The organism is Herbidospora galbida (assembly GCF_005233835.1).
In the GTDB taxonomy this organism is placed as follows: domain Bacteria; phylum Actinomycetota; class Actinomycetes; order Streptosporangiales; family Streptosporangiaceae; genus Herbidospora; species Herbidospora galbida.
Genome location: NZ_SZQA01000071.1, coordinates 1 through 22000 on the forward strand (window position 1 = coordinate 1; position 22000 = coordinate 22000).

Annotated in this window: 20 protein-coding genes and 2 pseudogenes; 3 read left to right on the plus strand and 19 right to left on the minus strand. The window is 70.6% G+C overall.

The window, feature by feature from the left end; translation table 11 throughout:
- From FDA94_RS37425 to pgsA, 14 genes and pseudogenes are all read right to left on the minus strand, one after another.
- Positions 1-476, minus strand: a pseudogene (locus tag FDA94_RS37425) (protein translocase subunit SecD); the annotation flags it as partial.
- 41 nt (positions 477-517) lie between these two features.
- The gene (gene yajC, locus FDA94_RS37430; protein ID WP_137251763.1) at positions 518-889 is read right to left on the minus strand and encodes a preprotein translocase subunit YajC; all 372 of its coding nucleotides are present in this window, start codon (positions 887-889) and stop codon (positions 518-520) included.
- A gap of 241 nt (positions 890-1130) precedes the next feature.
- On the minus strand, positions 1131-2318 hold the full coding sequence (gene ruvB / locus FDA94_RS37435) for a Holliday junction branch migration DNA helicase RuvB (protein WP_137251764.1): 1188 nt from the start codon (positions 2316-2318) through the stop codon (positions 1131-1133).
- A 152-nt stretch (positions 2319-2470) separates the two neighbouring features.
- Positions 2471-3091, minus strand: a complete 621-nt coding sequence (ruvA, locus tag FDA94_RS37440) for a Holliday junction branch migration protein RuvA (protein ID WP_137251765.1) — start codon at positions 3089-3091, stop codon at positions 2471-2473.
- 136 nt (positions 3092-3227) lie between these two features.
- Complete coding sequence (gene ruvC, locus FDA94_RS37445; RefSeq protein ID WP_137251766.1) at positions 3228-3767, minus strand: crossover junction endodeoxyribonuclease RuvC; 540 nt, start codon at positions 3765-3767, stop codon at positions 3228-3230.
- A 44-nt stretch (positions 3768-3811) separates the two neighbouring features.
- The gene (locus tag FDA94_RS37450) at positions 3812-4960 is read right to left on the minus strand and encodes a GNAT family N-acetyltransferase (RefSeq protein WP_137251767.1); all 1149 of its coding nucleotides are present in this window, start codon (positions 4958-4960) and stop codon (positions 3812-3814) included.
- Between the two features lie 55 nt (positions 4961-5015).
- The gene (locus FDA94_RS37455) at positions 5016-5795 is read right to left on the minus strand and encodes a YebC/PmpR family DNA-binding transcriptional regulator (RefSeq protein ID WP_030456900.1); all 780 of its coding nucleotides are present in this window, start codon (positions 5793-5795) and stop codon (positions 5016-5018) included.
- A 3-nt stretch (positions 5796-5798) separates the two neighbouring features.
- Positions 5799-6383 (minus strand): pyridoxal 5'-phosphate synthase glutaminase subunit PdxT, encoded by a 585-nt coding sequence (gene pdxT, locus FDA94_RS37460; RefSeq protein WP_062357455.1) that lies wholly within the window; start codon positions 6381-6383, stop codon positions 5799-5801.
- Positions 6377-7285 (minus strand): pyridoxal 5'-phosphate synthase lyase subunit PdxS, encoded by a 909-nt coding sequence (gene pdxS, locus FDA94_RS37465; RefSeq protein ID WP_212735689.1) that lies wholly within the window; start codon positions 7283-7285, stop codon positions 6377-6379. The genes pdxT and pdxS overlap by 7 nt, the downstream gene beginning before the upstream one ends.
- A gap of 105 nt (positions 7286-7390) precedes the next feature.
- Positions 7391-8401 (minus strand): DUF3048 domain-containing protein, encoded by a 1011-nt coding sequence (locus FDA94_RS37470; RefSeq protein WP_246060366.1) that lies wholly within the window; start codon positions 8399-8401, stop codon positions 7391-7393.
- A gap of 82 nt (positions 8402-8483) precedes the next feature.
- Positions 8484-9011, minus strand: a complete 528-nt coding sequence (locus tag FDA94_RS37475) for a hypothetical protein (RefSeq protein WP_137251769.1) — start codon at positions 9009-9011, stop codon at positions 8484-8486.
- On the minus strand, positions 9011-10135 hold the full coding sequence (locus tag FDA94_RS37480) for a glycosyltransferase family 4 protein (protein WP_137251770.1): 1125 nt from the start codon (positions 10133-10135) through the stop codon (positions 9011-9013). The genes FDA94_RS37475 and FDA94_RS37480 overlap by 1 nt, the downstream gene beginning before the upstream one ends.
- A complete protein-coding gene (locus FDA94_RS37485; protein ID WP_137251771.1) occupies positions 10132-11046 on the minus strand; it encodes a phosphatidylinositol mannoside acyltransferase in 915 nt (304 codons plus the stop codon). The genes FDA94_RS37480 and FDA94_RS37485 overlap by 4 nt, the downstream gene beginning before the upstream one ends.
- Positions 11033-11638, minus strand: coding sequence for a phosphatidylinositol phosphate synthase (gene pgsA, locus FDA94_RS37490; protein WP_137251772.1), 606 nt, complete (start codon positions 11636-11638; stop codon positions 11033-11035). Before pgsA ends, FDA94_RS37485 begins: the two co-directional genes overlap by 14 nt.
- A gap of 212 nt (positions 11639-11850) precedes the next feature.
- On the opposite strand from pgsA, the gene FDA94_RS37495 reads away from it, so the two are divergent.
- From FDA94_RS37495 to FDA94_RS37505, 3 genes are all read left to right on the plus strand, one after another.
- Positions 11851-13968, plus strand: coding sequence for an elongation factor G-like protein EF-G2 (locus FDA94_RS37495; RefSeq protein ID WP_137251773.1), 2118 nt, complete (start codon positions 11851-11853; stop codon positions 13966-13968).
- A 160-nt stretch (positions 13969-14128) separates the two neighbouring features.
- Entirely contained in the window at positions 14129-15640 is a 1512-nt protein-coding gene (locus tag FDA94_RS37500) for a glycoside hydrolase family 10-like protein (RefSeq protein ID WP_246060367.1), read from the plus strand.
- 128 nt (positions 15641-15768) lie between these two features.
- On the plus strand, positions 15769-18153 hold the full coding sequence (locus FDA94_RS37505; RefSeq protein WP_137251775.1) for a galactose-binding domain-containing protein: 2385 nt from the start codon (positions 15769-15771) through the stop codon (positions 18151-18153).
- Between the two features lie 144 nt (positions 18154-18297).
- On the opposite strand, the pseudogene FDA94_RS41660 reads toward FDA94_RS37505, so the two are convergent.
- From FDA94_RS41660 to FDA94_RS39670, 5 genes and pseudogenes are all read right to left on the minus strand, one after another.
- A pseudogene (locus FDA94_RS41660) lies at positions 18298-18516 on the minus strand (AbrB family transcriptional regulator); the annotation flags it as partial.
- 16 nt (positions 18517-18532) lie between these two features.
- Positions 18533-19747 carry an iron uptake transporter deferrochelatase/peroxidase subunit gene (gene efeB, locus FDA94_RS37515; protein WP_137251776.1) on the minus strand — a complete coding sequence of 405 codons (1215 nt, stop codon included), beginning with the start codon at positions 19745-19747 and terminating at the stop codon, positions 18533-18535.
- On the minus strand, positions 19748-20881 hold the full coding sequence (gene efeO, locus FDA94_RS37520) for an iron uptake system protein EfeO (RefSeq protein WP_137251777.1): 1134 nt from the start codon (positions 20879-20881) through the stop codon (positions 19748-19750).
- Positions 20882-20892: 11 nt separating this feature from the next.
- Entirely contained in the window at positions 20893-21717 is an 825-nt protein-coding gene (efeU, locus tag FDA94_RS37525; protein ID WP_137251778.1) for an iron uptake transporter permease EfeU, read from the minus strand.
- Positions 21718-21776: 59 nt separating this feature from the next.
- Positions 21777-22000, minus strand: a 224-nt coding sequence (locus FDA94_RS39670) for a hypothetical protein (RefSeq protein WP_212735688.1), incomplete at its 5' end; no start/stop codon positions are given.

A 22000-nucleotide genomic window follows, 5' to 3' on the forward strand; every position in this document is an offset into this window, starting at 1 on the left:
GCCGGAGAGGCGGCGGCCGAGGGCGTCACGGCCGGAAGCGTGCCCGACGGGGCCGGCGAGGCCGCGTCGCTGGGCAGCGCGGCCGGCTGCTCCTGGGCCGGGGCGACGGCGAGCACCTGGCGGAAGCGGAGCTCGGCGGTCGTGGCCACCAGCTTCAACGCCTCTTCCTGACCCGCGCCCGGGATCTGGATCAGGATGTTGTCACTGGCCCTCGCGACCTGGGCGTCGGAGATGCCCTGCCCGTTGACGCGGTCACGGATGATGTTGACGGCCCGATCGAGGCTCTCTTGCGAGGGCGCCTTGTTGTCGAGGGTCTCGGGCGAGAGGGTGACTGTCGTGCCGCCCGCGAGGTCGAGACCGAACTTCGGGATGTACGCGTTCTGCAGGACCACGGCCGCGCCCATGGCGGCGATGATCGCCAGAAGAAGCAGGAGCGTGCGTCCCGGCTTGATCTGGCTGCTGGTCGGTGGGGCCACTGGTGGTCAGTCTTTCGTCAAGGGGTCTTCAATGAGGGTACTCAGGACTTGCGGGTGCTGGAGTCTCCAGTCTCCGGGCTTTCCGCGACGTTGTCGCCGTCGGACTTCTCGTCGTTCTCGGTCGAGTCGATCGGCCCGTCGCCATAGCCGGGCTCCTCGGTGAGGACCTTGCCGATGGCCGCCTTCACCCAGCGGGTCTCGATGCCGGGCGCCACCTCGAGGATGACGTCGTCGTCGGCGAAGTCCACCACGGTGCCGAACAGACCCGTTGTGGTCATCACGCGCGAACCCACGCTGAGCGAGTTCTGCATCGCGACCTGCTCCTGCTGCCGCTTCCGCTGCGGGCGGATGAGCAGGAAGTAGAAGACCACGAAGAGCAGGACGATCGGGAGTAGCTGCGCAAGCCCTTCCACGGGGCTCTCCTTCGTTGAAGAGATGACCGGCCATTCGCCGGAGGTCACACGAGGTTTGACGCCGGTCCGGGCCACACGCTCGGCACGTCACCTTACATAGCGAGCCTAGCCACCCAGCCAAGCCACGCAGTGTAGGCGAGCTGTCAGAACCCCGGCAACGAACCCACGATCCGCCGCGCGGGAAAGTTCCGATTTCACGCCTATTGCAACCATTCCGTGATCCCCAAGGTCCTTTCCGGCATCACTGTGGGTTATCAGGGGGGTCGTCGAAGACGACACCGGCCCCGAACGCGTCGGGCGGCGGGACCAGCCCCAGATGGACCCAGGCGGCGGCCGTGGCCACGCGCCCGCGCGGGGTCCGGGCCAGCAGCCCCTGCCGGACCAGGAACGGCTCGGCGACCACCTCGACGGTCTCGGGTTCCTCCCCGACGGCTACGGCGAGTGTCGACAGCCCGACGGGCCCGCCGCCGAACTTGCGCAGCAGCGCGCCCAGCACGGCCCGGTCGAGCCGGTCGAGGCCCTCGGCGTCGACTTCGTAAAGATTCAGCGCCGCCGCGGCGATCTCCCGGGTGATCAGCCCGTCGGCGCGCACCTCGGCGAAGTCGCGGACCCGCCGCAGCAGCCGGTTGGCGATGCGGGGGGTGCCCCGGGAGCGGCCGGCGATCTCGGCGGCCCCCTCGACGGGCAGGTCGACGCCGAGCAGCCGGGCCGAGCGGTGCAGCACGGTCTCGAGTTCGGCCTCGTCGTAGAACTCCATGTGGGCGGTGAACCCGAACCGGTCGCGCAGCGGCGCCGGCAGCAGGCCCGCGCGGGTGGTCGCCCCGACCAGGGTGAACGGCGCGACCTCCAGCGGGATCGCGGTCGCCCCCGGCCCCTTGCCGACGACGATGTCGACCCGGAAGTCCTCCATCGCCAGGTAGAGCATCTCTTCGGCGGGCCGCGCCATGCGGTGGATCTCGTCGATGAAGAGCACTTCGCCGTCGGTCAGCGTCGACAGGATCGCAGCCAGGTCACCGGCCCGCTCCAGCGCCGGCCCCGAGGTCACCCGCAGCGGAGCCCCCAGCTCCGCCGCGATGATCATGGCGAGCGTGGTCTTCCCGAGGCCGGGCGGCCCGCTCATCAGCACGTGGTCGGGCGGCCGGTTCCGCCGCAGCGCCCCTTCGAGCACCAGGGAGAGCTGCTCCCTGACCCGCGGCTGCCCGATGAACTCGGCCAGCCGCTTGGGCCGCAACGCCGCCTCGATCAGCCTCTCGTCACCCTGGACGTCGGCGGACACCAGCTCCCGCTCGAACGAGCCCACCACCTCGACCTCGTAGGAACCGTCGCCGGACTCGTGCAGCGATCCCTCGCGGAAGCCGTCTGGGAGGCCGGGCAGAAGGCCGTGGAAAGCCCCGGCGGGCGCGGGCGGGACGTCGCGGGAGATCCTCATGGATCGGCCACGGAAGTCGTCGTGAGAACCCCGGGACCGGCCCGGTGAGGCAGCCGCGCGGGACCCTTCGGGGGAACCGCCGTGAGGACCGGGCACGAGGCCGCCGGATGTGTCGGGAAAGGACTCGCCGGCCGGGCCCGAGGGTGAATCTTTCATCGCACGCTCAGCGCCCGCAGGGCTGCCTTCAGCAGCGGGGCGATCTGGGGCTGGCGCCCGGCGGCCAGTTCGGCCTCCGCGTCGGGCGTGACGACGGCGAGGGCGTCGTCGGCGTCGCGGGCGGAGTAGCCGAGGCCGACGAGGCCGGAGTGGACCTGTTCGCGCCACACGGCCTCGCGGGCGGGCCCGTTGATCGCGGCGTTGACGACCTCTTCGGGGGTGCCGAGCTTGCCCTTGAGCTCCAGGACGAGCCGCTGCGCGCCCTTCTGGCCGATCCCCGGCACCATCGTGAGGGCCTTGAGATCGCCGGAGGCGACCGCGACGCGGAGCGCGTTGGGCGAGTGGACGGCGAGCATCGCCAGCGCGAGCCGGGGCCCGATGCCGCTGGCGGTCTGCAGCATCTCGAACACCACCCGCTCGTCGTCGGAGGCGAACCCGTAGAGGGTCAGCGACTCCTCCCGGACGACCAGCGAGGTCGACAGCCGGCCGTTCTCCCCCACCCGCAGCAGCCCGAGGGTGCCGGGCGTGCAGTGGACGAGGACGCCCACCCCGCCGACCTCGACCACGGCGGCGTCAGGGGCGATGGCGGTGACCAGACCGGACACCGAGGCGATCATCAGGCGCTCCAGGGAGTGCGAACGAGGGCCGGAAGGACATCCCGGCGATCAGCGGGTGAAAGAGGCGACCCCACGAGAGGGGACCCCGCAAGCGGCGGTCCCGCAAGCGGCGACCTCACGAGCGGGCTGCGAGGAGTCACCGGAGGCTCCGGCCGGCGCGGGCGGTCGCGGCGGCCGTGGCGGCCGTGGCCAGGCGGTTCTGCATGCCCCCGCGCCACACGTGGCAGATGGCCAGCGCCAGCGCGTCGGCGGCGTCGGCGGGCTTGGGCATGGCGTCGAGGCGGAGGATGCGGGTGACCATGGTGCCGACCTGCTTCTTGTCGGCGGTGCCGCTGCCGGTGACCGCCGCCTTGACCTCGGACGGGGTGTGCAGCGCCACGGGCAGCCCGCGGCGGGCCGCGCACAGGATGGCCACGGCGGCCGACTGGGCGGTGCCCATGACGGTCCTGACGTTGTGCTGCGCGAACACCCGCTCGACGGCCACCGCGTCGGGCGCGGTCTCGTCGAGCCACTTCTCGAGGCCACGCTCGATCGCCACCAGGCGGGCGCCGATCTCGTCGTCGGCGGGGGTGCGGATCACGCCGACGGCCACCAGGCGGGCGGGCGATCCGGGGCGGCCCTCGACGACGCCGACGCCGCAGCGGGTGAGCCCGGGGTCGACACCCAGCACGCGCACCGGCGGCCCCCTTCCGCTCCGAACATGTGTTCGGCGATCTTACACTAGAAGTAGTCGAGCAGGTACGGCTTCGCCGCGAACACCGCGTCCAACGTGTCGTCGAACACGGTGGGGCCGGTCAGCCCGCCCGACATGCGGAGAGTGACGGCGGGGACGCCCGCGTACAGGGCCGACAGGGCGTTGATCGTGAGGGCCGGGCCGGTGCCCGCGCCCTTCGTCAGGGAGCCCGCGCCGTCCGCGACCTCCAGGAGCCAGGTGCCGTCGTTGGCGGGGCGGGCCGGGTCGGTGAGCTCGAAGGGGACCGAGGCGGTCACCGCCGGGGAGTAGCCGCGCCGGGCGATGGCGTCGGCGGGGTCGACGAGGCGGAACATCCAGCGGGTGGGCGACACGACGTCGGTGGAGCGTTCGCGCAGCAGCCACAGGACCGGGTCGTCGGGCGCGATGGTCGCGGTCACCCGCTTGGCGACCGACGAGGAGGTGCCGACGAGGGCCCACAGGGCCCGTGTGGTCGCCTCGGAGGCGGCGACGAGGCTGTCGACCGAGATGTCGCCGCCCGACCAGCGGTAGATCACGTAGCCGTCGTCGGCGAGGTAGCAGAAGTCGTCGTCGTCCTCGAGCCAGACCCGCCAGGTCTCCGGGGTGTAGGACAGCGGGCCGGAGGCGCGGGTGGCGGCGTGGACGCGGCCGATCAGCGCCACCAGCTCGTCGGTGTCGGCCGGGCCCATGCGGCGGAGCGCGACCGGGGCGCCGGGGGCGATCGTCCGCAGCGCCTCGGTGGGGAGGGTCGCGATCAGGCGGCTGCCGGCGTGCTCGAACCCGGCGCTCCGGTAGACCGGCGTGGTCGCGGGGTAGAGCGCCGAGACCGCCGAGCCGAGCTCGGAGCAGCGGTCGAGCACGGCGGTCATCAGCATGCGGCCGACGCCCCTCCCCCGGTCTTCGGGCGCGACGGTGACGCCGGCCACGCCGCCCATGGGCTGCGGGCGGCCGTGCCACCACTGCGTGAAGGGGTTGAGCCGGGCGGTGGCGACCAGCCGGGCGCCGTCGAAGACGCCCAGGCAGCGGCCCTGCGACAGCAGCGGCGTGACCATGCGGCGCCAGGTCGCGGCGTCGGACGCCGAGAGTGGCCCGAAGGCCCGCTTGCGGTTGTCGAGCACCGCGTCGAGATCGTCTTCACCGAGATCACGGATATCCACGGAACCACAACCTACGCAGGCCCTACGGAACCACGCAAAACCCCGGCGACACCGGTCAGGCGTCGAGCTTGGCCAGGATCTCGTCGGAGACGTCGGCGTTGGCGTAGACGTTCTGCACGTCGTCGCTGTCTTCGAGCGCGTCGATCAGCTTGAAGACCTTGCGCGCCGTGTCTTCGTCGACCGGGACGTTGATCGTCGGCAGGAAGCTGCTGTCGGCCGAGTCGTAGTCGATGCCGGCGTCCTGCAGGGCCTTGCGGACCGGCACGAGGTCGCTGGCCTCGGTCACGATCTCGAACGACTCGCCCAGGTCGTTGACCTCTTCGGCGCCCGCCTCCAAGACCACTTCGAGGACCTGGTCTTCGGTGAGCTCGACGCGGCCGGCCTTGGTCTCCGACACCAGCTTGGGCACCAGGATGACGCCCTTGCGGTTGAACATGTAGGACACCGAGTTGGGGTCGGCCAGCGAGCCGCCGTTGCGGGTCAGCGCGACCCGGACCTCGGACGCCGCGCGGTTGCGGTTGTCGGTGAGGCACTCGATGAGCATGGCGACGCCGCTGGGGCCGTAGCCCTCGTACATGATCGTCTGCCAGTCGGCGCCACCGGCTTCGAGGCCGCCGCCGCGCTTGCGGGCGCGCTCGATGTTGTCGACCGGCACCGAGCTCTTGCGGGCCTTGGTGATGGCGTCATAGAGGGTCGGGTTGCCGTCAGGATCGGGGCCACCGGTCCTGGCCGCCACTTCGATGTTCTTGATGAGCTTGGCGAACAGCTTCCCGCGCTTGGCGTCGAGCGCGGCCTTCTTGTGCTTCGTCGTCGCCCATTTGGAGTGGCCGGACATCGGCTAGAGCTCCCTTACCATCTCAACGAAATACGAATGGACCCGCGCGTCGCCCGTCAGTTCCGGGTGGAACGAGGTGGCGAGCAAGGGGCCTTGGCGGACCGCGACGATCCTATCCCCGGCGCGGGCCAGCACTTCGACATCGTTTCCGACGGACTCGACCCAGGGCGCCCGGATGAAGATCGCCCGGAAGCCCTGAATCCCCGGGAGGTCCAGATCGTACTCGAAGGAGTCGACCTGGCGCCCGAAGGCGTTGCGGCGCACGACCATGTCGAGGCCGCCGAGGGTCTGCTGGCCCTCGATGCCGCCCTCGATGCGGTCGGCCAGCATGATCATTCCGGCGCAGGAGCCGTAGGCGGGCATGCCCGCCTTCACCCGCTGCTGGATGGGGTCGAACATCTCGAACGCCACCGCGAGCTTCCACATCGTGGTCGACTCGCCGCCCGGGATGACCAGGGCGTCGACCTGGTCGAGCTCCTCGGGGCGGCGTACCGCCACCGCCACGGCGCCCGACTCCACCAGGGAACGGGCGTGCTCGCGGACGTCGCCCTGGAGCGCGAGCACGCCGATCGTGGGTGTGCTCACCAGCCGCGCTCGGCCAGGCGGTGGGGCACCGGGATGTCGTCGACGTTGATGCCGACCATGGCCTCGCCGAGGCCGCGCGAGACCTTGGCGATCACGTCGGGGTCGTCGAAGAACGTGGTGGCCTTGACGATCGCGGCGGCCCGCTGGGCGGGGTTGCCCGACTTGAAGATGCCGGAGCCGACGAACACGCCCTCGGCGCCGAGCTGCATCATCATCGCGGCGTCGGCCGGGGTGGCGATGCCGCCCGCGGTGAACAGCACGACCGGCAGCTTGCCCTCGCGGGCGACCTCGGCGACCAGCTCGTAGGGGGCCTGCAGCTCCTTGGCCGCGACGTAGAGCTCGTCTTCGGGCAGCGAGGTGAGGCGCTTGAGCTCGGCGCGGATGGTGCGCATGTGGGTGACGGCGTTGGAGACGTCGCCGGTGCCGGCCTCGCCCTTGGAGCGGATCATGGCCGCGCCCTCGGTGATGCGGCGCAGGGCCTCGCCCAGGTTGGTGGCGCCGCACACGAAGGGCACGGTGAAGCGCCACTTGTCGATGTGGTTGGCGTAGTCGGCCGGGGTGAGCACCTCCGACTCGTCGACGTAGTCGACGCCGAGCGACTGCAGGACCTGGGCCTCGGCGAAGTGGCCGATGCGGGCCTTGGCCATGACCGGGATCGAGACGGCGGAGATGATGCCGTCGATCATGTCGGGGTCGCTCATGCGGGACACGCCGCCCTGCGCGCGGATGTCGGCGGGCACCCGCTCCAGGGCCATGACCGCGACCGCGCCGGCGTCTTCGGCGATCTTGGCCTGGTCGGCGGTGACGACGTCCATGATCACGCCGCCCTTGAGCATCTCGGCCATGCCGCGCTTCACACGTGCGGTGCCGACGGACGGGGTCGTTTCAGGGCTGGACACGGCGATACCTCACTCGAGGGGACAGCTGAATTGGTTCTATATTAGGCGCCTGAGCGAACCAAAACGACAGTCCATTTCGTACCGAAAGACTGGCGGAACCGGACACTCTGTCTACGGCGCGATCGGCGTCCTGGACGCGAGCACGACCCAGACCTGGCCCCGGGCGAAGGGCATCGGGGTGCCGTCGGCCAGCGTGAACGTGGTCCCGTCCTCCTCCTTGGGGCGCTGCCACCTGACCTTGTACGCCTTGCCGTCGCGCAGCACGATGCCGGTGCCCTTGCCGGTCGAGTGGACCAATGGCGTGTAGCTGCCGGTGAAGTCGTGGAACTGCGACCGCTCGGTCTTGGTGTACTGCACGACCACGGTCGCGGGGGCGATCTGGCCGCCCTCGGCGGCCATGTCCTTCTCGCCGTCCTGGATGACGGCCCACTTCTTCGCGCCGGCGTTCCACTGGAAGGTGAAGGTCGCGGCCGGGTACTTCACCGTGTAGGACCTCTTCGGTACGCCGCCCTCCGGCGCCTCGTCCGAGAAGGTGAACCCGATGTCCTTCGCCCGGGTCGCCTTGGCCTGCTTGAGCAGCTGGGCGGGCCTGCCGACCAGGTTGTAGGGCGCGACCCGGCCCGGGTAGCGGAAGTAGGCGCCGGGGGCCGAGCTGTCGGACACGTCGACCAGCGACGCCTGCTGCACGAACGGGATCATCTTGGTCTGCACGCCCGAGTAGGCCAGGGCGGGCTTGCCGAACATCGGCAGGATGTGCAGGTCGGAGATGCGGGCCGAGCGGACCGGGCCGACCTCCTTGGGCAGCTTCGAGGAGAAGATCGCCATCAACCGGGTCAGGCCGCCCTCGACCTGCTCCACGTAGACGATGTCGGCGTACTTCACGCCGATCTGCGGCTTGCCCGAGTGGGTGTTCTCGATCTTGACGGCGAGCACCGGCTTGCGCGAGGCCACCGGCATGCCGGTGAAGGGGTGCTCCGGCGGCTTGGTCGGCGAGGGCGACGCCGCGACATCGGCGGCCTGCGGCGTCGTGCCGGGGTTGCCGCTTTCGCCCCCCGACGAGCACGCCGCGGTCAGCAGGGTCGCCGCCGCGAGCATGAGAACGCCCATCCGATGTGCCCGCACGGACAACTCCTCCCGAGTCCCGAAAAATCGGCGCTAGCTTACCGGCGCTAGCTGGTAATTCGGTCAGAGTCCGTCAAGTCGGTCAGGCGCCCGCCATGGCCTTCGGAGGATCGTCGTCGATGTCGAAGAACTCGGGGAAGGGCGTGTGCCCGGCCAGCCGCAGCACCCGGGCCAGCAAGCGGCGCTGGGCGATCCGGGTGACGTCGACGGCGTTGTTGTAGAACCGCCGCGAGTAGACGACCTTGGCCACCGAGGCGTCGAGCTCGGCCAGCAGCTCGGGGGCCTGCACCTTCTCGGCGAAGGTCTCCTGGTCGACGACCGCCCGCAGGGTGCGCGACAGGTCGCTCTCGGCGTGCTCGCGCTCGTCGGGGCCGGCCGTACGGGCCTCGTGCGCCGCCGCCGCCAGCACCAGCGACGTGGCGGGGTCGAGCAGCCGCGAGCCGGCCAGCTCCAGGCAGACCGCGGCCCGCCGCAGGAGGGCCGCGTCGAGGGCGGCGTGGGCGGTCTCCAGCCGGATGTGCAGCCGGTCGAGCCGCCCGGCCCGCCACGAGATGTAGACGGCCGTCAGCACGATCACCACGCCGACGACCAGGATGACCGTGGTGTTCACTACTCGTCCTCCACGCCGACCGGGCCGCCGGTGACGGTCTCGTAGACCCGCAGGACGTCGCGGGCGACGGTCGACCAGTCGTATTTGCGGACCGCGAGGCGGGCCTCGTCGGAGTATTTGGCCCGGCGCTCGGGATCGTCGAGCAGCCGGGCCGCCTCGCGGGCCAGCGCGGCGGAGTCGCCGGTGGCGAACAGGGCCCCGGCCTGGCCGTCGCCCAGCACCTTGCGGAAGGCGGGGATGTCGCTGGCCAGGATGGTCGCGCCCGCCGACATGGCCTCGGTCAGCACGATGCCGAAGCTCTCGCCGCCCAGGTTGGGGGCGACGAAGACGTCGACCGAGTGGAGGGCGCGGATCTTGTCGGCCTCGCTGACCATGCCGAGCAGGCCGACGCGGTCGTGCAGGTGCTTCGGCAGCTTGCCGTAGACGTCGTCGGCGTCGCCGGGCCCGGCGACCAGCAGCCGTACGCCGGGCCGCTCCTCCCCCAGCTTCGCGAACGCCTCCAGCAGCACGGCCAGGCCCTTGCGGGGTTCGTCCATCCGCCCGAGGAACCCCAGGACGGTCCCGTCGGGGCCCCAGCCCGGGAGCGGCTCGGCCTCGGCGTAGCGGTCGACCGTGACCCCGTTGGGGATCAGCACGGCGTCGCCGCCCATGTGCTCGACCAGGGTCTTGCGGGCCGCGTCGGAGACGGCGATACGCCCGGTGATCTTCTCCAGCGCCGTGTGGAGCACGGGCGCGGTCACCGAGACCGCCCGCGAGCGCTCGTAGGAGGCGTGGAAGGTCGCCACGATCGGGCCCCGCGCGACCCAGCAGGCCAGCAGCCCGACCGACGGCACGGCCGGCTCGTGGACGTGCAGCACGTCGAAGCGGCCCTCGCGGATCCACTTGCGGACCCGGTTGGCCGACAGGAACCCGAAGGTCAGCCGGGCCACCGACCCGTTGTAGGGCACCGGCACGGCCCTCCCGGCCGACACCACGTAGGCCGGGAGCGGCGCGTCGTCGCTGGCCGGCGCCATGACCGAGACCCGGTGCCCGTCGTCGATCAGCGCCTCGGCCAGATCGCGCACGTGGGCCTGCACCCCGCCCGGGACGTCCCACATGTAGGGGCACACGATCCCGATCCTCACGGCCGGGGCTCCCGGGGCTCCAGGTCGTCGAGCCACAGCCGCTGGAGCATGTGCCAGTCGTCAGGGTGTTCCGCGATGCCCTTCTCGAAGGCCGCCGCCATGCCCTGCGTGAGCGCGGCCGCCTTCTCCTGCCGGGTCCCCTCGTCCGGCACGGGCACTTCCGGATGAACGTCTAAACCCCAGTCGTCGCCGTCGAAGTAGATGATCACCGGCAGCAGCGCCGCCCCGGTCTGGAGCGCCAGCAGGGCGGGCCCGGCGGCCATGCGGGTGCGGGCGCCGAAGAAGTCGACCTCGACCCCGCTCTCGGTCAGGTCGCGGTCGGCCGGGAGGCAGACCACGCCGCCGGCCCGGGTGCGCTGGGCCAGGGTGCCGAAGGCGTGGGCGGTGCCGCCGCCCTTGGCGGTCAGCGGCAGCACCTCCATGCCGATGGCGGTCCGGAAGGCGACGAACTTCTCGAACAGGGTCTCGGGCTTGAGCCGTTCCATCACGGTCGTGAACGGGTGGCCGCTCTGCACCAGCCAGATCCCGGCGGCGTCCCAGTTGCCCATGTGGGGCAGCGCGATCACGACCCCGCGCCCGGACGCGACGGTGTCGAAGATGTGGTGCTCGCCGTGGGAGTGGGTGCGGGCGTGGATCTGCTTGGGATCCATGGCCGGCAGCCGGAAGATCTCCATCCAGTAGCGCATGTAGGACCGCAGGCCCTGTTTCGACAGCGCGCGGAGCGAGGCCTCGCCGCCGCCGGTCACCCGGGCCAGGTTCGACTCCAGCCGCCTGACCGACTTGCCCCGGCGCCGCCACATGACGTCGGCGATCTGCCGGAACACGAAGGCGGCCACCTTCTCCGGGACGAACCGGACGACGGCCCAGCCGACCGTGTAGGCCGACGCGACGATCCGGTCAGTGAGCGTCATGGTCCACCGCCTGCCTGTAGACGACGTGCATGCGCTGCCCCACAGTGATCACGCTGGCGACGGCCAGCCCCCAAAGGCCCACAGCCAGAACGTACGGCACGCCCAATCCGTCGAGGAAGGCCACCACGAGGACGACGAGCAATCGCTCTCCGCGCTCGGCGATGCCGACGTTGGCCGTCATGCCCAGGCCCTCGGCCCGCGCCTTGGCGTAGGAGACGACCGCGCCGCCGACCAGGCAGAGCAGGCCGCCCAGGGCCAGCACCCGCTGGCCGTCGAGGACCAGATAGATGATCAGGCCGGAGAAGACGCCCGCGTCGGCGACCCGGTCGAGGGTCGAGTCGAGGAAGGCGCCCCAGGTGGAGCCCTTGGTCATCCGGGCCAGGATGCCGTCGAGCAGATCGGCCAGCACGAAGAAGGTGATCACGAGGCTGCCGGCGACGAGCTGGCCATGTGGGTAGAACCACAGGGACGAGGCCACCGTGCCGAGCGTGCCGGCGGCGGTGATCATGTTGGGGGTGACGCCATGGCGCGCGAGGAACCGGCCCAGCGGGCTCATGAGCCTGGTCATGGCGGGACGCAGAACGTTCAGCATGGCGGTCTGATCGTAGGGCATGCACCCGTGAGGTACGGCCGGCGTTCGGCCGCCCGTATCTCGCTTTGGCTCTTGTGATCTGGGCCACAACGGTTAAGTGTGGGTTACACGCGCCTTTCCGATCGGGGTGCGGGGCGCGTCACAGCAGGCGGCCGGGCGGCCGCCGGTCGTTCACGCGGCCTGCGGCCTCCCCTCCAATCCAGGAGGCGAAAGTGGCGGAGAAGGCTAACGGAGGGACATCGGGAGCCGCGGGCAGGGCACCATCGGCCGACCAGCCGGACATGGTGCGCAACGTCGTGCTCGTCGGCCACTCCGGATCGGGGAAGACGACCCTGGTGGAGGCGCTGCTCGCGGCGACCGGCACCATCCCGCGCACCGGGAGGGTCGAAGACGGGACCACCATCAGCGACTTCGACGAGGTCGAGGTCCGCCAGCAGCGGTCGGTGAACCTGGCCCTCGCGCCGCTGACCTACAACGGGATAAAGATCAACCTGCTCGACACGCCCGGGTACGCCGACTTCGTCGGGGACCTGCGGGCCGGGCTGCGGGCCGCCGACGCGGCGCTGTTCGTGGTCGCGGCCACCGACGGCGTCGACGGGCTGACCCGGCAGATCTGGGACGAGTGCGCGAGCGTCGGCATGCCGCGCGCGGTCGTCATCACCAAGATCGACCATCAGCGGGCCGACTTCGACGAGGTCCTCACCGCCTGCCAGAACGCCTTCGGCGAGGGGGTCGCGCCACTCTACCTGCCGGTGGGCGGCGACGCGCTCGTGGGCCTGCTGTCGCAGCGCGTGTTCGACTACTCCGGCGGCGAACGTACGGAAAGGGAACCCGACGCCGACCAGGTCGAGCTGATCGAGATGTACCGGGGGTCGCTCATCGAGGGGATCATCCAGGAGAGCGAGGACGAATCGCTCATGGACCGCTACCTCGAAGGCGAGGAGATCGACACCAAGGTCCTCATCGACGACCTGGAGAAGGCCGTCGCGCGGGCCAGTTTCCACCCGGTGCTGGTGAGCGCGCCGGGCGTGGGCATGCCCGAACTGCTCGAAGTGATCACCCAGGGCTTCCCGTGCCCGCCCGAGCACCGGCTGCCCGAGGTGACGACCATAGACGGCAAGAACGTCAAGGTCTGCCGGTGCGACCCCGACGGGCCGCTGGTCGCCGAGGTGGTCAAGACGACCAGCGACCCCTACGTGGGCCGCATCAGCCTGGTGCGCGTCTTCTCGGGCACCCTGCGGCCCGACATGACCGTGCACGTCTCCGGGCACGTGCCCCAGCACGAGCACGACGTCGACGAGCGGGTCGGCGCGCTGTCCTCGCCGCTCGGCAAGACCCAGCGACCGGTGGGCAAGTGCGTGGCCGGCGACGTGGTCGCGGTGGCCAAGCTCGGCCACGCCGAGACCGGCGACACCCTGTCCGAGAAGGACAACCCGCTGGTCATGGAGCCGTGGCAGATGCCCGAGCCGCTGCTGCCCGTCGCGATCAGGGCCAAGTCCAAGGCCGACGAGGACAAGCTCTCCCAGGCGCTCAACCGCCTCGTGGCCGAAGACCCGACGCTGCGCCTGGAGAACAACGCCGAGACCCGTCAGCTCGTGCTGTGGTGCATGGGCGAGGCCCATGCCGACGTGCTGCTCGACCGGCTGTCGCGGCGTCACGGCGTCGAGGTGGAGAAGATCGACCTGCGGGTCCCGCTGCGCGAGACCTTCGGCGGCAAGGCCCAGGGCATGGGCCGCAACGTCAAGCAGACCGGCGGTCACGGCCAGTACGCCATCTGCCACCTGGAGATCGAACCCCTGCCCTCGGGCTCCGGGTTCGAGTTCGTCGACAAGATCGTCGGCGGGGTGGTGCCGCGCCAGTTCATCCCGTCGGTCGAGAAGGGCGTCCGGAGCCAGATGGAGCGCGGCGTGGTGGCCGGTTACCCGATGGTCGACATCAGGGTGACCCTGTACGACGGCAAGGCCCACTCGGTCGACTCCAGCGACATGGCGTTCCAGATCGCGGGCGGCCTGGCCCTGCGGGAGGCCGCCGCGAAGGTCCCGGCGCTGCTGCTCGAACCGGTCGACGAGGTGTCGGTCCTGGTCGACGACGACTACGTCGGCAACGTCATGAGCGACCTGTCGTCGCGGCGCGGACGGGTGCTGGGCACCGAGCCCGTGGGGGTCGGCCGGACGCTGGTCCGGGCCGAGGTGCCGGAACTGGAAATCACCCGATACGCAATAGATCTACGATCGATGTCGCACGGAACCGGAACGTTCACCCGCGCTTTCCTGCGATATGAACCATTGCCGTCCCACCTCGCGGGAAAGGTCGCAACCCCCGCTGACTAGGGGGTTCCCGGCGCCGTCCGTTTCGCTTGAACGGCGCCGGGGCATTTCCCCGCGCGTTGTGTGGAGTCACATCCGCCTCGTATGACGAATTTCGCTATACGGGCGAAGCATTGCCAATGCGATGCCAGACTGTGACAGCCATCGCGTTCGGGGAGGGCAAGTGAAACGACCGTTGATCGCCGCCGTTACCGTGGCCGCGACCGCTTCCGCGGGGGCATACCTGCTGGTCCCGGAGGCGTCCGGCTCGAGCTCCGCGGCATTGGAGCGTGCCAGCTACGTGACCGCGGCCAAGAAGGACCTCTGCCCGGCGGCCAAGCGTCAGATGCGCGGCATGTGGATCGCGACGACGCAGAACATCGACTGGCCGTCGAAGGCGGGCCTGTCGCCCGCCACGCAGCGCGCCGAATACGTCAAGATGCTCGACACCGCCGCCTCGCGCGGCATCAACGCGGTGTTCGTGCAGGTCAGACCGGCCTCCGACGCCATCTACCGGTCGTCGCTGGAGCCCTGGTCGCAATACCTGACCGGCAAGGCCGGCAAGAACCCGGGCTGGGACCCGCTGCCGTTCCTGATCAGCGAGGCCCACAAGCGGGGCATGGAGTTCCACGCCTGGTTCAACCCCTACCGGGCCGCCTACAGCGACAACATCGCCGCGCTGCCGGCCAACCATCCGGCCCGGCAGCACCCCGGCTGGGTGGTCAAGCACGAGGGGCGGCTCTACTACAACCCGGGGCTTCCGTCGGTACGCGACCACGTCACCAAGGTGATCATGGATGTGGTCAACCGCTACGACATCGACGGCGTCCACTTCGACGACTACTTCTACCCCTATCCGGGTCAGGGCACGAAGTTCAACGACACCGCGGCCTTCAACAAGTACCGCGACGGCAGATCGCTGGCCGACTGGCGACGCGCCAACGTCAACCAGCTGGTGGCGCAGGTCGACCGGGCCGTCCACCGGGCCAAGCCCTACCTGAAGTTCGGCATCAGCCCGTTCGGGATCTGGCGCAACAAGAGCAACGACCCGACCGGCTCCAGGACCACCGGCATGTCGGCCTACGACGCGATCTACGCCGACCCGAAGGCCTGGATCAAGGCGGGCACGGTCGACTACCTGACCCCGCAGCTCTACTGGAACCGGGGCTTCGCCGCGGCCGACTACGACGTGCTGGTGCCGTGGTGGGCCAACGCGGTGAAGGGCAGCGGCGTCGACCTCTACATCGGCCAGGGGCTCTACCAGATCGGCACCGGCGGGGCCTGGAACCGGCCCAACGAGATCCCGTCGCACCTGGCGGTGAACAAGCGCTATCCCGAGGTCAAGGGCGACGTCTACTTCAGCGCCAAGCAGGTCGTGCAGAACCCGCTGAAGGTGATGACCCGGATCGACGAGGAGTACTACCGGCGTCCGGCGCTGCTGCCGCTGATCAAGGGCCTGCCCACCAAACCGCTCGGGCCGGTGAAGAACCTGCGCAACGCGGGCGGCACGCTGACCTGGACGGGGGTGCCGGGGGCCCGCGCCTACGCGGTCTACCGGGGGTCGGGCAACTCGTGTGAGCTGGTCGCGGTGACGACGAGGTCGTCGTTCCAGACCCGGGCGAACGGCTCCTACCAGGTGACCTCGCTCGACCGCCTCTACAACGAGAGCACACCCGCCGCAGCACGTGTGGGCTGAATCCACCTCCGAAGAAGTTGCAAGTTTTTGCTCAGTTATTGCGTCCGATGATCCGATCCTGTCAGGATGAGGGCACCCCCCTCACCGGGTAGCGTCCGCCCGGTCCTTGTCAGAAAGGATCATCGGACGTGGCTGTCTCGCGCCGTAGTTTCCTCGCCTCGGCCATCTCGGCGTCCGCCATCGCGGCGACCTCGACCCATCTGACCAGCGGCCCGGCGTACGCGGCCAGCCCACCCGGTGACGTCGTGGGCAAGATCACCGTCGGCTACCAGGGCTGGTTCGCCTGCCGTGGCGACGGGTCTCCCATCGACCGGTGGTGGCACTGGAGCGGCCACGACAACACCGTCCCGCCCTCGCCGTCGAACACCACGATCGTGTCGTGGCCGGACAACCGCGACTACACGCGGACGTACCCGACGCTCTACCAGAACCTGAACAACGGCCAGCCGGCCAGCCTTTTCTCCTCCTGGGACCAGCAGACGGTCGACACCCACTTCCGCTGGATGCGCGACAACGGCTGCGACACCGTGGCCCTGCAGCGCTTCAACCCCAACGGGGCCGAGGGGCCGATCCGCGACGGCATGACCGCCAAGGTGCGCCAGGCCGCCGAGGCCTTCGGCCGCAAGTTCTACATCATGTACGACGTCACCGACTGGCTCGCCTTCCAGGCCGAGATCAAGACCGACTGGACGACGAAGATGTCGGCGTACACGCAGAGCCCGATGTACGCCAAGCAGAACGGCAAGCCCGTCGTCTGCATCTGGGGGTTCGGCTTCAGCGAGCCCAGCCGTCCGTTCACCCCGCCGCCCTGCCTCGAAGTGATCAACTGGTTCAAGGCCCAGGGCTGCTACGTCATCGGCGGCGTGCCCACCTGGTGGCGGCAGGGCATCAACGACTCGCGCCCCGGCTTCGGCGAGGTCTACCGGGCCTTCAACATGATCTCCCCCTGGATGGTCGGCCGGGCCAGGACCATCGCGGAGCTCGACAGCTACTACGCCAACGCCACCGTCGGCGACGTGGCCGACTGCAACGCCAACGGCATCGACTACCAGCCCTGCGTCATGCCCGGCGACCTGCAGTCGCGCGCCCGCGCCCACGGCGACTTCATGTGGCGGATGTTCTACAACACCATCCGCGCCGGGTCGCACGGCATCTACATCTCCATGTTCGACGAGTACAACGAGGGCAACCAGATCGCCAAGACGGCCGAGACGCAGGCCTGGGTGCCCGCCGGTTCCGGCATCCTCGCGCTCGACGAGGACGGCACCTTCTGTTCCAGCGACTACTACCTGCGCATCACCGCCGACGGCGGGCGGATGCTGAAGGGCCAGATCGCGCTGACGGCGGTCCGCCCGACCCAGCCGACGACCGGCGGCCCGCCGCCCGGCGGCGACACCAACCTCGCGCTGAACAAGGCGACCAGCGCCAGCAGCACCAACAACGGCTTCGTGCCCGCCAACGCGGTCGACGGGAACGCCTCCACGTACTGGGAGAGCTCCGGCGCCCTGCCGCAGTGGTTCCAGGTCGACCTCGGGGCCGCCTCGACCCTGGGCCGGGCGGTGCTCAAACTGCCGCCGAACGCGGCGTGGGGGTCGCGGGTCCAGACGCTCACCCTCGCGGTCAGCTCCAACGGCAGCACCTGGACGACGGTCACCGGGCCGATCGGCGTCACCTTCAACGCGGCGACCGGCAACCAGGCGACGATCACGATCCCCGCGCTGAGCGCCCGCTACGTGCGGGTGACGATCAGCGGGAACACCGGCTGGCCCGCCGCGCAGCTCTCCGAGCTGGAGGTCTACGCGACCGACGCGGTGGAGAACACGCCGCCCACTCCCCCGGGCAACCTGACCGTCACCGGCAAGACCTCCTCCAGCGTGTCGCTGTCGTGGACGGCGTCCGTCGACAACGTGGGGGTCGCCGGCTACCAGGTGCTCCAGAACGGCGAGCCGGTCGCGTCGCCGACCGGGCTGACCCACACGGTCACCGGCCTGGCCCCGAACACCTCCTACACGTTCACGGTGCGGGCCCGCGACGGGCAGAACTCCCTCTCGCAGCCCTCGAACGCGGTGACCGTGACGACCGACCCGGCCGCGAACGTGAACCTGGCGGCCGGGAAGCCGACGTCCGAGAGCGGTCACGTGCAGAGCTACGGGTCGGGCAACGTCGTCGACGGCAACGCGGGCTCGTACTGGGAGTCGCCGAACAACGCCTTCCCGCAGTGGGTCCAGGTCGACCTCGGGGCGGCGACGTCGGTGGCGCGCGTGGTGCTGAAGCTGCCGCCGGCCTCGGCGTGGCAGACCAGGACCCAGACGATCGAGGTTCAGGGCAGCACCAACGGGTCGACGTTCTCGACCCTGTCGGCGGCCTCGGGCCGGACCTTCAACCCCGCCACGGGCAACACGGTGACGGTCGCCTTCACCGCCTCGACGCAGCGCTACGTCCGGCTGCGGTTCACCGGGAACACCGGCTGGCCGGCGGGCCAGCTCTCGGAGCTCGAGGTCTACTCCTCCTGACGCGCGGGGGCCGTGCCGCCGCCACCCGGCACGGCCCTCCTCGTGAGGCGGATCAGGGGCGGGGCCGGGAAGCCCATCTCGATAAGGCGCCGGCCGGCACCGCATCGATGCCACCGGCGGTGGTGGCCAGGTAGCCGTCGCTAACGGGATCGGGGTGAGGAGGAAGACCACCCAGGCCGGCGCGGCGCAGGCGGCGATGACGCCCAGGGTGCGGCCGATCGCGACGGGCAGGATCCTGCGGAGCCGCCACACGGTGGGCCGGGAGAAGCGCAGCCCCAGGTCCAGGCCGATCATGGTGAACCGCGGCGACCGCAGCACGCCGTCGGGCGCGAAGCCGTGCGCCAGGCCGGTCGCGCCGACCACGGCCAGGTCGGCGTGCTCAGGCGAACAGCGTGCGGCCCCAGTAGTCGCCCGCGTCCACGACCCCGGGAGGGCAGGCGAACAGCCCGCTGGAGACGTGCCGGATGTACTCGTTCAGCGGGTCTGACTTGGCCAGGCTCGCCTGGATCGGCACGAACTGGGTGCGCGGGTCGCGCTGGTAGGCGATGAAGAACAGCCCGGCGTCGAGGCGGCCCAGGCCGTCGGAGCCGTCGACGTAGTTGTAGCCGCGCCGCAGCAGGTGGGCGTTCCCGTGCGCGGACGGGTGGGCCAGCCGGACGTGCGCGTCGGGACGCATCGCGCTCAGGTCGACCGGGTCGAACTCCTTCTGCTTGCCAATCGGGGCGCCCTCGCCCTTGTCGCGGCCGAAGATCTCCTCCTGTTCGCGCAACGAGGTGCGGTCCCAGGTCTCGACGGTCATCCGGATCTTGCGGGTGACCAGGTAGCTGCCGCCGGCCATCCAGGCGGCGCCGTCGCCGGGCGCGGCCCAGAGCTGTTCGCGCAGCAGGTCGGCGTCCTCCAGCTTGAGGTTGTTGGTGCCGTCTTTGAAGCCCATCAGGTTGCGGGCCGTGGCCTGGGCCCGCGAGGTCGAGGAGGTGCGGCCGAAGCCGAGCTGCGAATACCGCACCGAGACCCGGCCGAAGCCGATCCGGGCCAGGTTGCGGATGGCGTGCACGGCCACCTGCGGGTCGTGGGCGCAGGCCTGCACGCAGATGTCGCCGCCCGAGATCTCCGGCACCAGCGTCTCGCCGGGGAACTTCGGCAGGTCGGCCAGCGCGGCCGGACGTTTGGCGGCCAGGCCGAAGCGGTCGTCGAACAGCGAGGGGCCGAAGCCGACCGTCAGGGTCAGGCCCGAGGGCGGCAGGCCGAGCGCCTCGCCGGTGTCGTCGGGCGCGGCCTCGCGGGAGCCGCCGGTCGCGCCGAAGGCGCCCGCCTCCTTGCCCTGGGTGAGGCGGGCGGCGGCGGCCGTCCACTCCTGGAGGAGTTCGGCCAGTTCGGCCCGGTCGGTCGTGATGACGTCGAAGGCGACGAAGTGGAGCCGGTCCTGGGCGGGGGTGACGATCCCGGCCTGGTGCTCGCCGTAGAAGGGGAAGACCTCCTCGACGTGGGCCTGGGCCGGGGGCTCGGCGGGCAGCGTGCGGGCGGCGAGGGCCCCCGCGCCCGCCGCCACGGCCCCGGCCGCGCCCAGTCCGAAGACCTGCCGACGACTGATCATCTAGTGGGCCACCAGAGGTGCGATCTTGCTGATCGGCTCGGCCAGCGCGTTGATCACGTCGGAGAGTCGCTTCAGCTCGTCCTTGGACAGCTCGTTGTGGAGCCGCCAGCCGTCGCCCTTCTGGTGGGCGCCCAGCTCGGCCTCGGCGGCGGCGAACTTCTCGTCGAGCGTGGCGACCAGGGCGGCGTCGCGCTCCTCCAGCACCGGGCGCAGCGACTGGACGGCGGCCTTCGACCCGGCCAGGTTGGCGGCGAAGTCCCACAGGTCGGTGTGCGACCAGATGTCCTCCTCGCCGGTGATCTTGCCGGTGGCGACCTCGTCGAGGAGCTCCTTGGCGCCGTTGGCCAGGTTGAGCGGGGTGAGCTCGGCCGCGTTGGCCTTCTCGACGATGGTCTTCACGTCGGTGATCAGCTTGTCGGCGATGGGGCCGTCCTGGCTGATGTCCTTGGTGATCCAGAGGTCTTTCTCGATCTTGTGGAAGCCGGTCCACTCCTCGCCCTCGGCCAGGTCGGCCTCGCGGGCGTCGATGGCCGGGTCGAGGTCGCCGAAGATCTCGGCGACCGGCTCGATGCGCTCCCAGTAGGTGCGCGAGACCGGGAACAGCTCCTTGGCCTCCTCGACCTTCCCGGCCTTGACCGCGTCGACGAACTCCTGCGTCTTGACCAGCAGGGTGTCGCTCTGGGTCTTCACGTAGCGCTTGTAGCTCGCGGTCGCCTCGGCGAGCGCGGCGTCGGCGGTCAGCGGCTTGTGCTCGCCGGTGACGGTCAGCGCGTTGCGGATGCCCTTGCCGACCATGCCGGGCTTGCAGGCCGTCTCGTAGGTGCCGGCGGGCAGTTCGGCGATCAGCTCGCGGGTCAGGCCGGGCACGATGTTCTCGACCTCGGCCATGACGCGGTCGCCCGGGGCGTAGACGTAGAACTCGGTGACCTTGCTGCCGCCGTTGGTGATGGCGAACGTGCTGGTGCCCGCGGCGAGCTCCGTGACGCCGACCTCGCACGCGGTGTCGCTGGCGGCGACCGTGACCTTGCCCGGGGCCTTCGCCGTGTCGGCGGCGCCTCCCGGTTCCTCGGCCGAGCATGCCGTCAGGGCGGCCAGGGCGAGGACGCCCACGGCGAGACGGGTGATGGCGGACATGGTGCTCCTGTTCAGGCCACGCGGGCGGGGGCGAGCTGCGGCCGGGACGGCCGGAGGAAGAAGTACAGGGTCGGCAGCAGGTAGACCACCCACGCGAGGGTCTCCAGGACGCTGGGCTGCGGCGTGATGTTGAGCATCCCGGCGAGCAGCGCGCCGTACCAGGAGTCGGGCGGCAGCGCGCCCGTGACGTCGAAGGCGTAGGTGCTCAGGCCGGGCAGGATGTTCGCCTCCTGCAGGTCGTGGACGCCGTACTTGAAGATCCCCGCGGCGACCAGGATCAGCAGCAGGCCGGTCCAGGTGAAGAACGTCGTGAGGTTGATCCGCACGGCCGACTTGTAGAGGGCGTAGCCGAGCACGACCGAGGTGAGCAGGCCCAGCGTGATGCCGATGAGCGGCTGCGCCGAGGTGGTCGCGCCCTGGACGGAGGCGAAGAACAGCAGCGCCGTCTCCAGCCCCTCGCGCGCCACGGCCAGGAACGCCATGACGACCACGGCCAGGGAGCCCAGCTCCAGCGCCTCGGAGAGCTTGCCGCGCAGCTCACCCGAGAGCATGCGGGCGGCCCGCCGCATCCAGAAGATCATCCAGGTGACGAAGACGACCGCCAGCAGCGAGGTGACGGCGTCGAAGAGCTCCTGGCCGGTGTGGCCGAGGTGGGCGGCGGTGAAGGTCAGCACCGCGCCGAAGCCGACCGACAGGGCCACGGCCGCGAACACGCCGGCCCACACCTGCGGCAACCGGTCGGTGCGGTCGCTCTTGACCAGGAAGGCGACCAGGACCGAGACGACGAGGGTCGCCTCCAACCCTTCGCGCAGGCCGATCAGATAACTCGCGAACACACGTCACTCCAACCGCGGTGAGCTCCAGCTACACGCGGTAGAAGTTAACATAGGCTCACCTAACCAAGCCAGCCGGCCGCCTGTTCCAGCAGTTCCCGCAGGTCCTCGATCGCCTCACCGGTCCACACGACCGTGCCCAGGGCCACCAGAATCGGCAGCAGAGCCGGCAGCCGGTACGTCCGCCGCGCCGGAGCCAGCAGCGCCGCGACCCGCCGGGGCACCGCGCCCGCCGCCGCATGCAGCGCGCTCGGCACCCGTCCCAGCCCCGGCCGGCCCGCCGCCA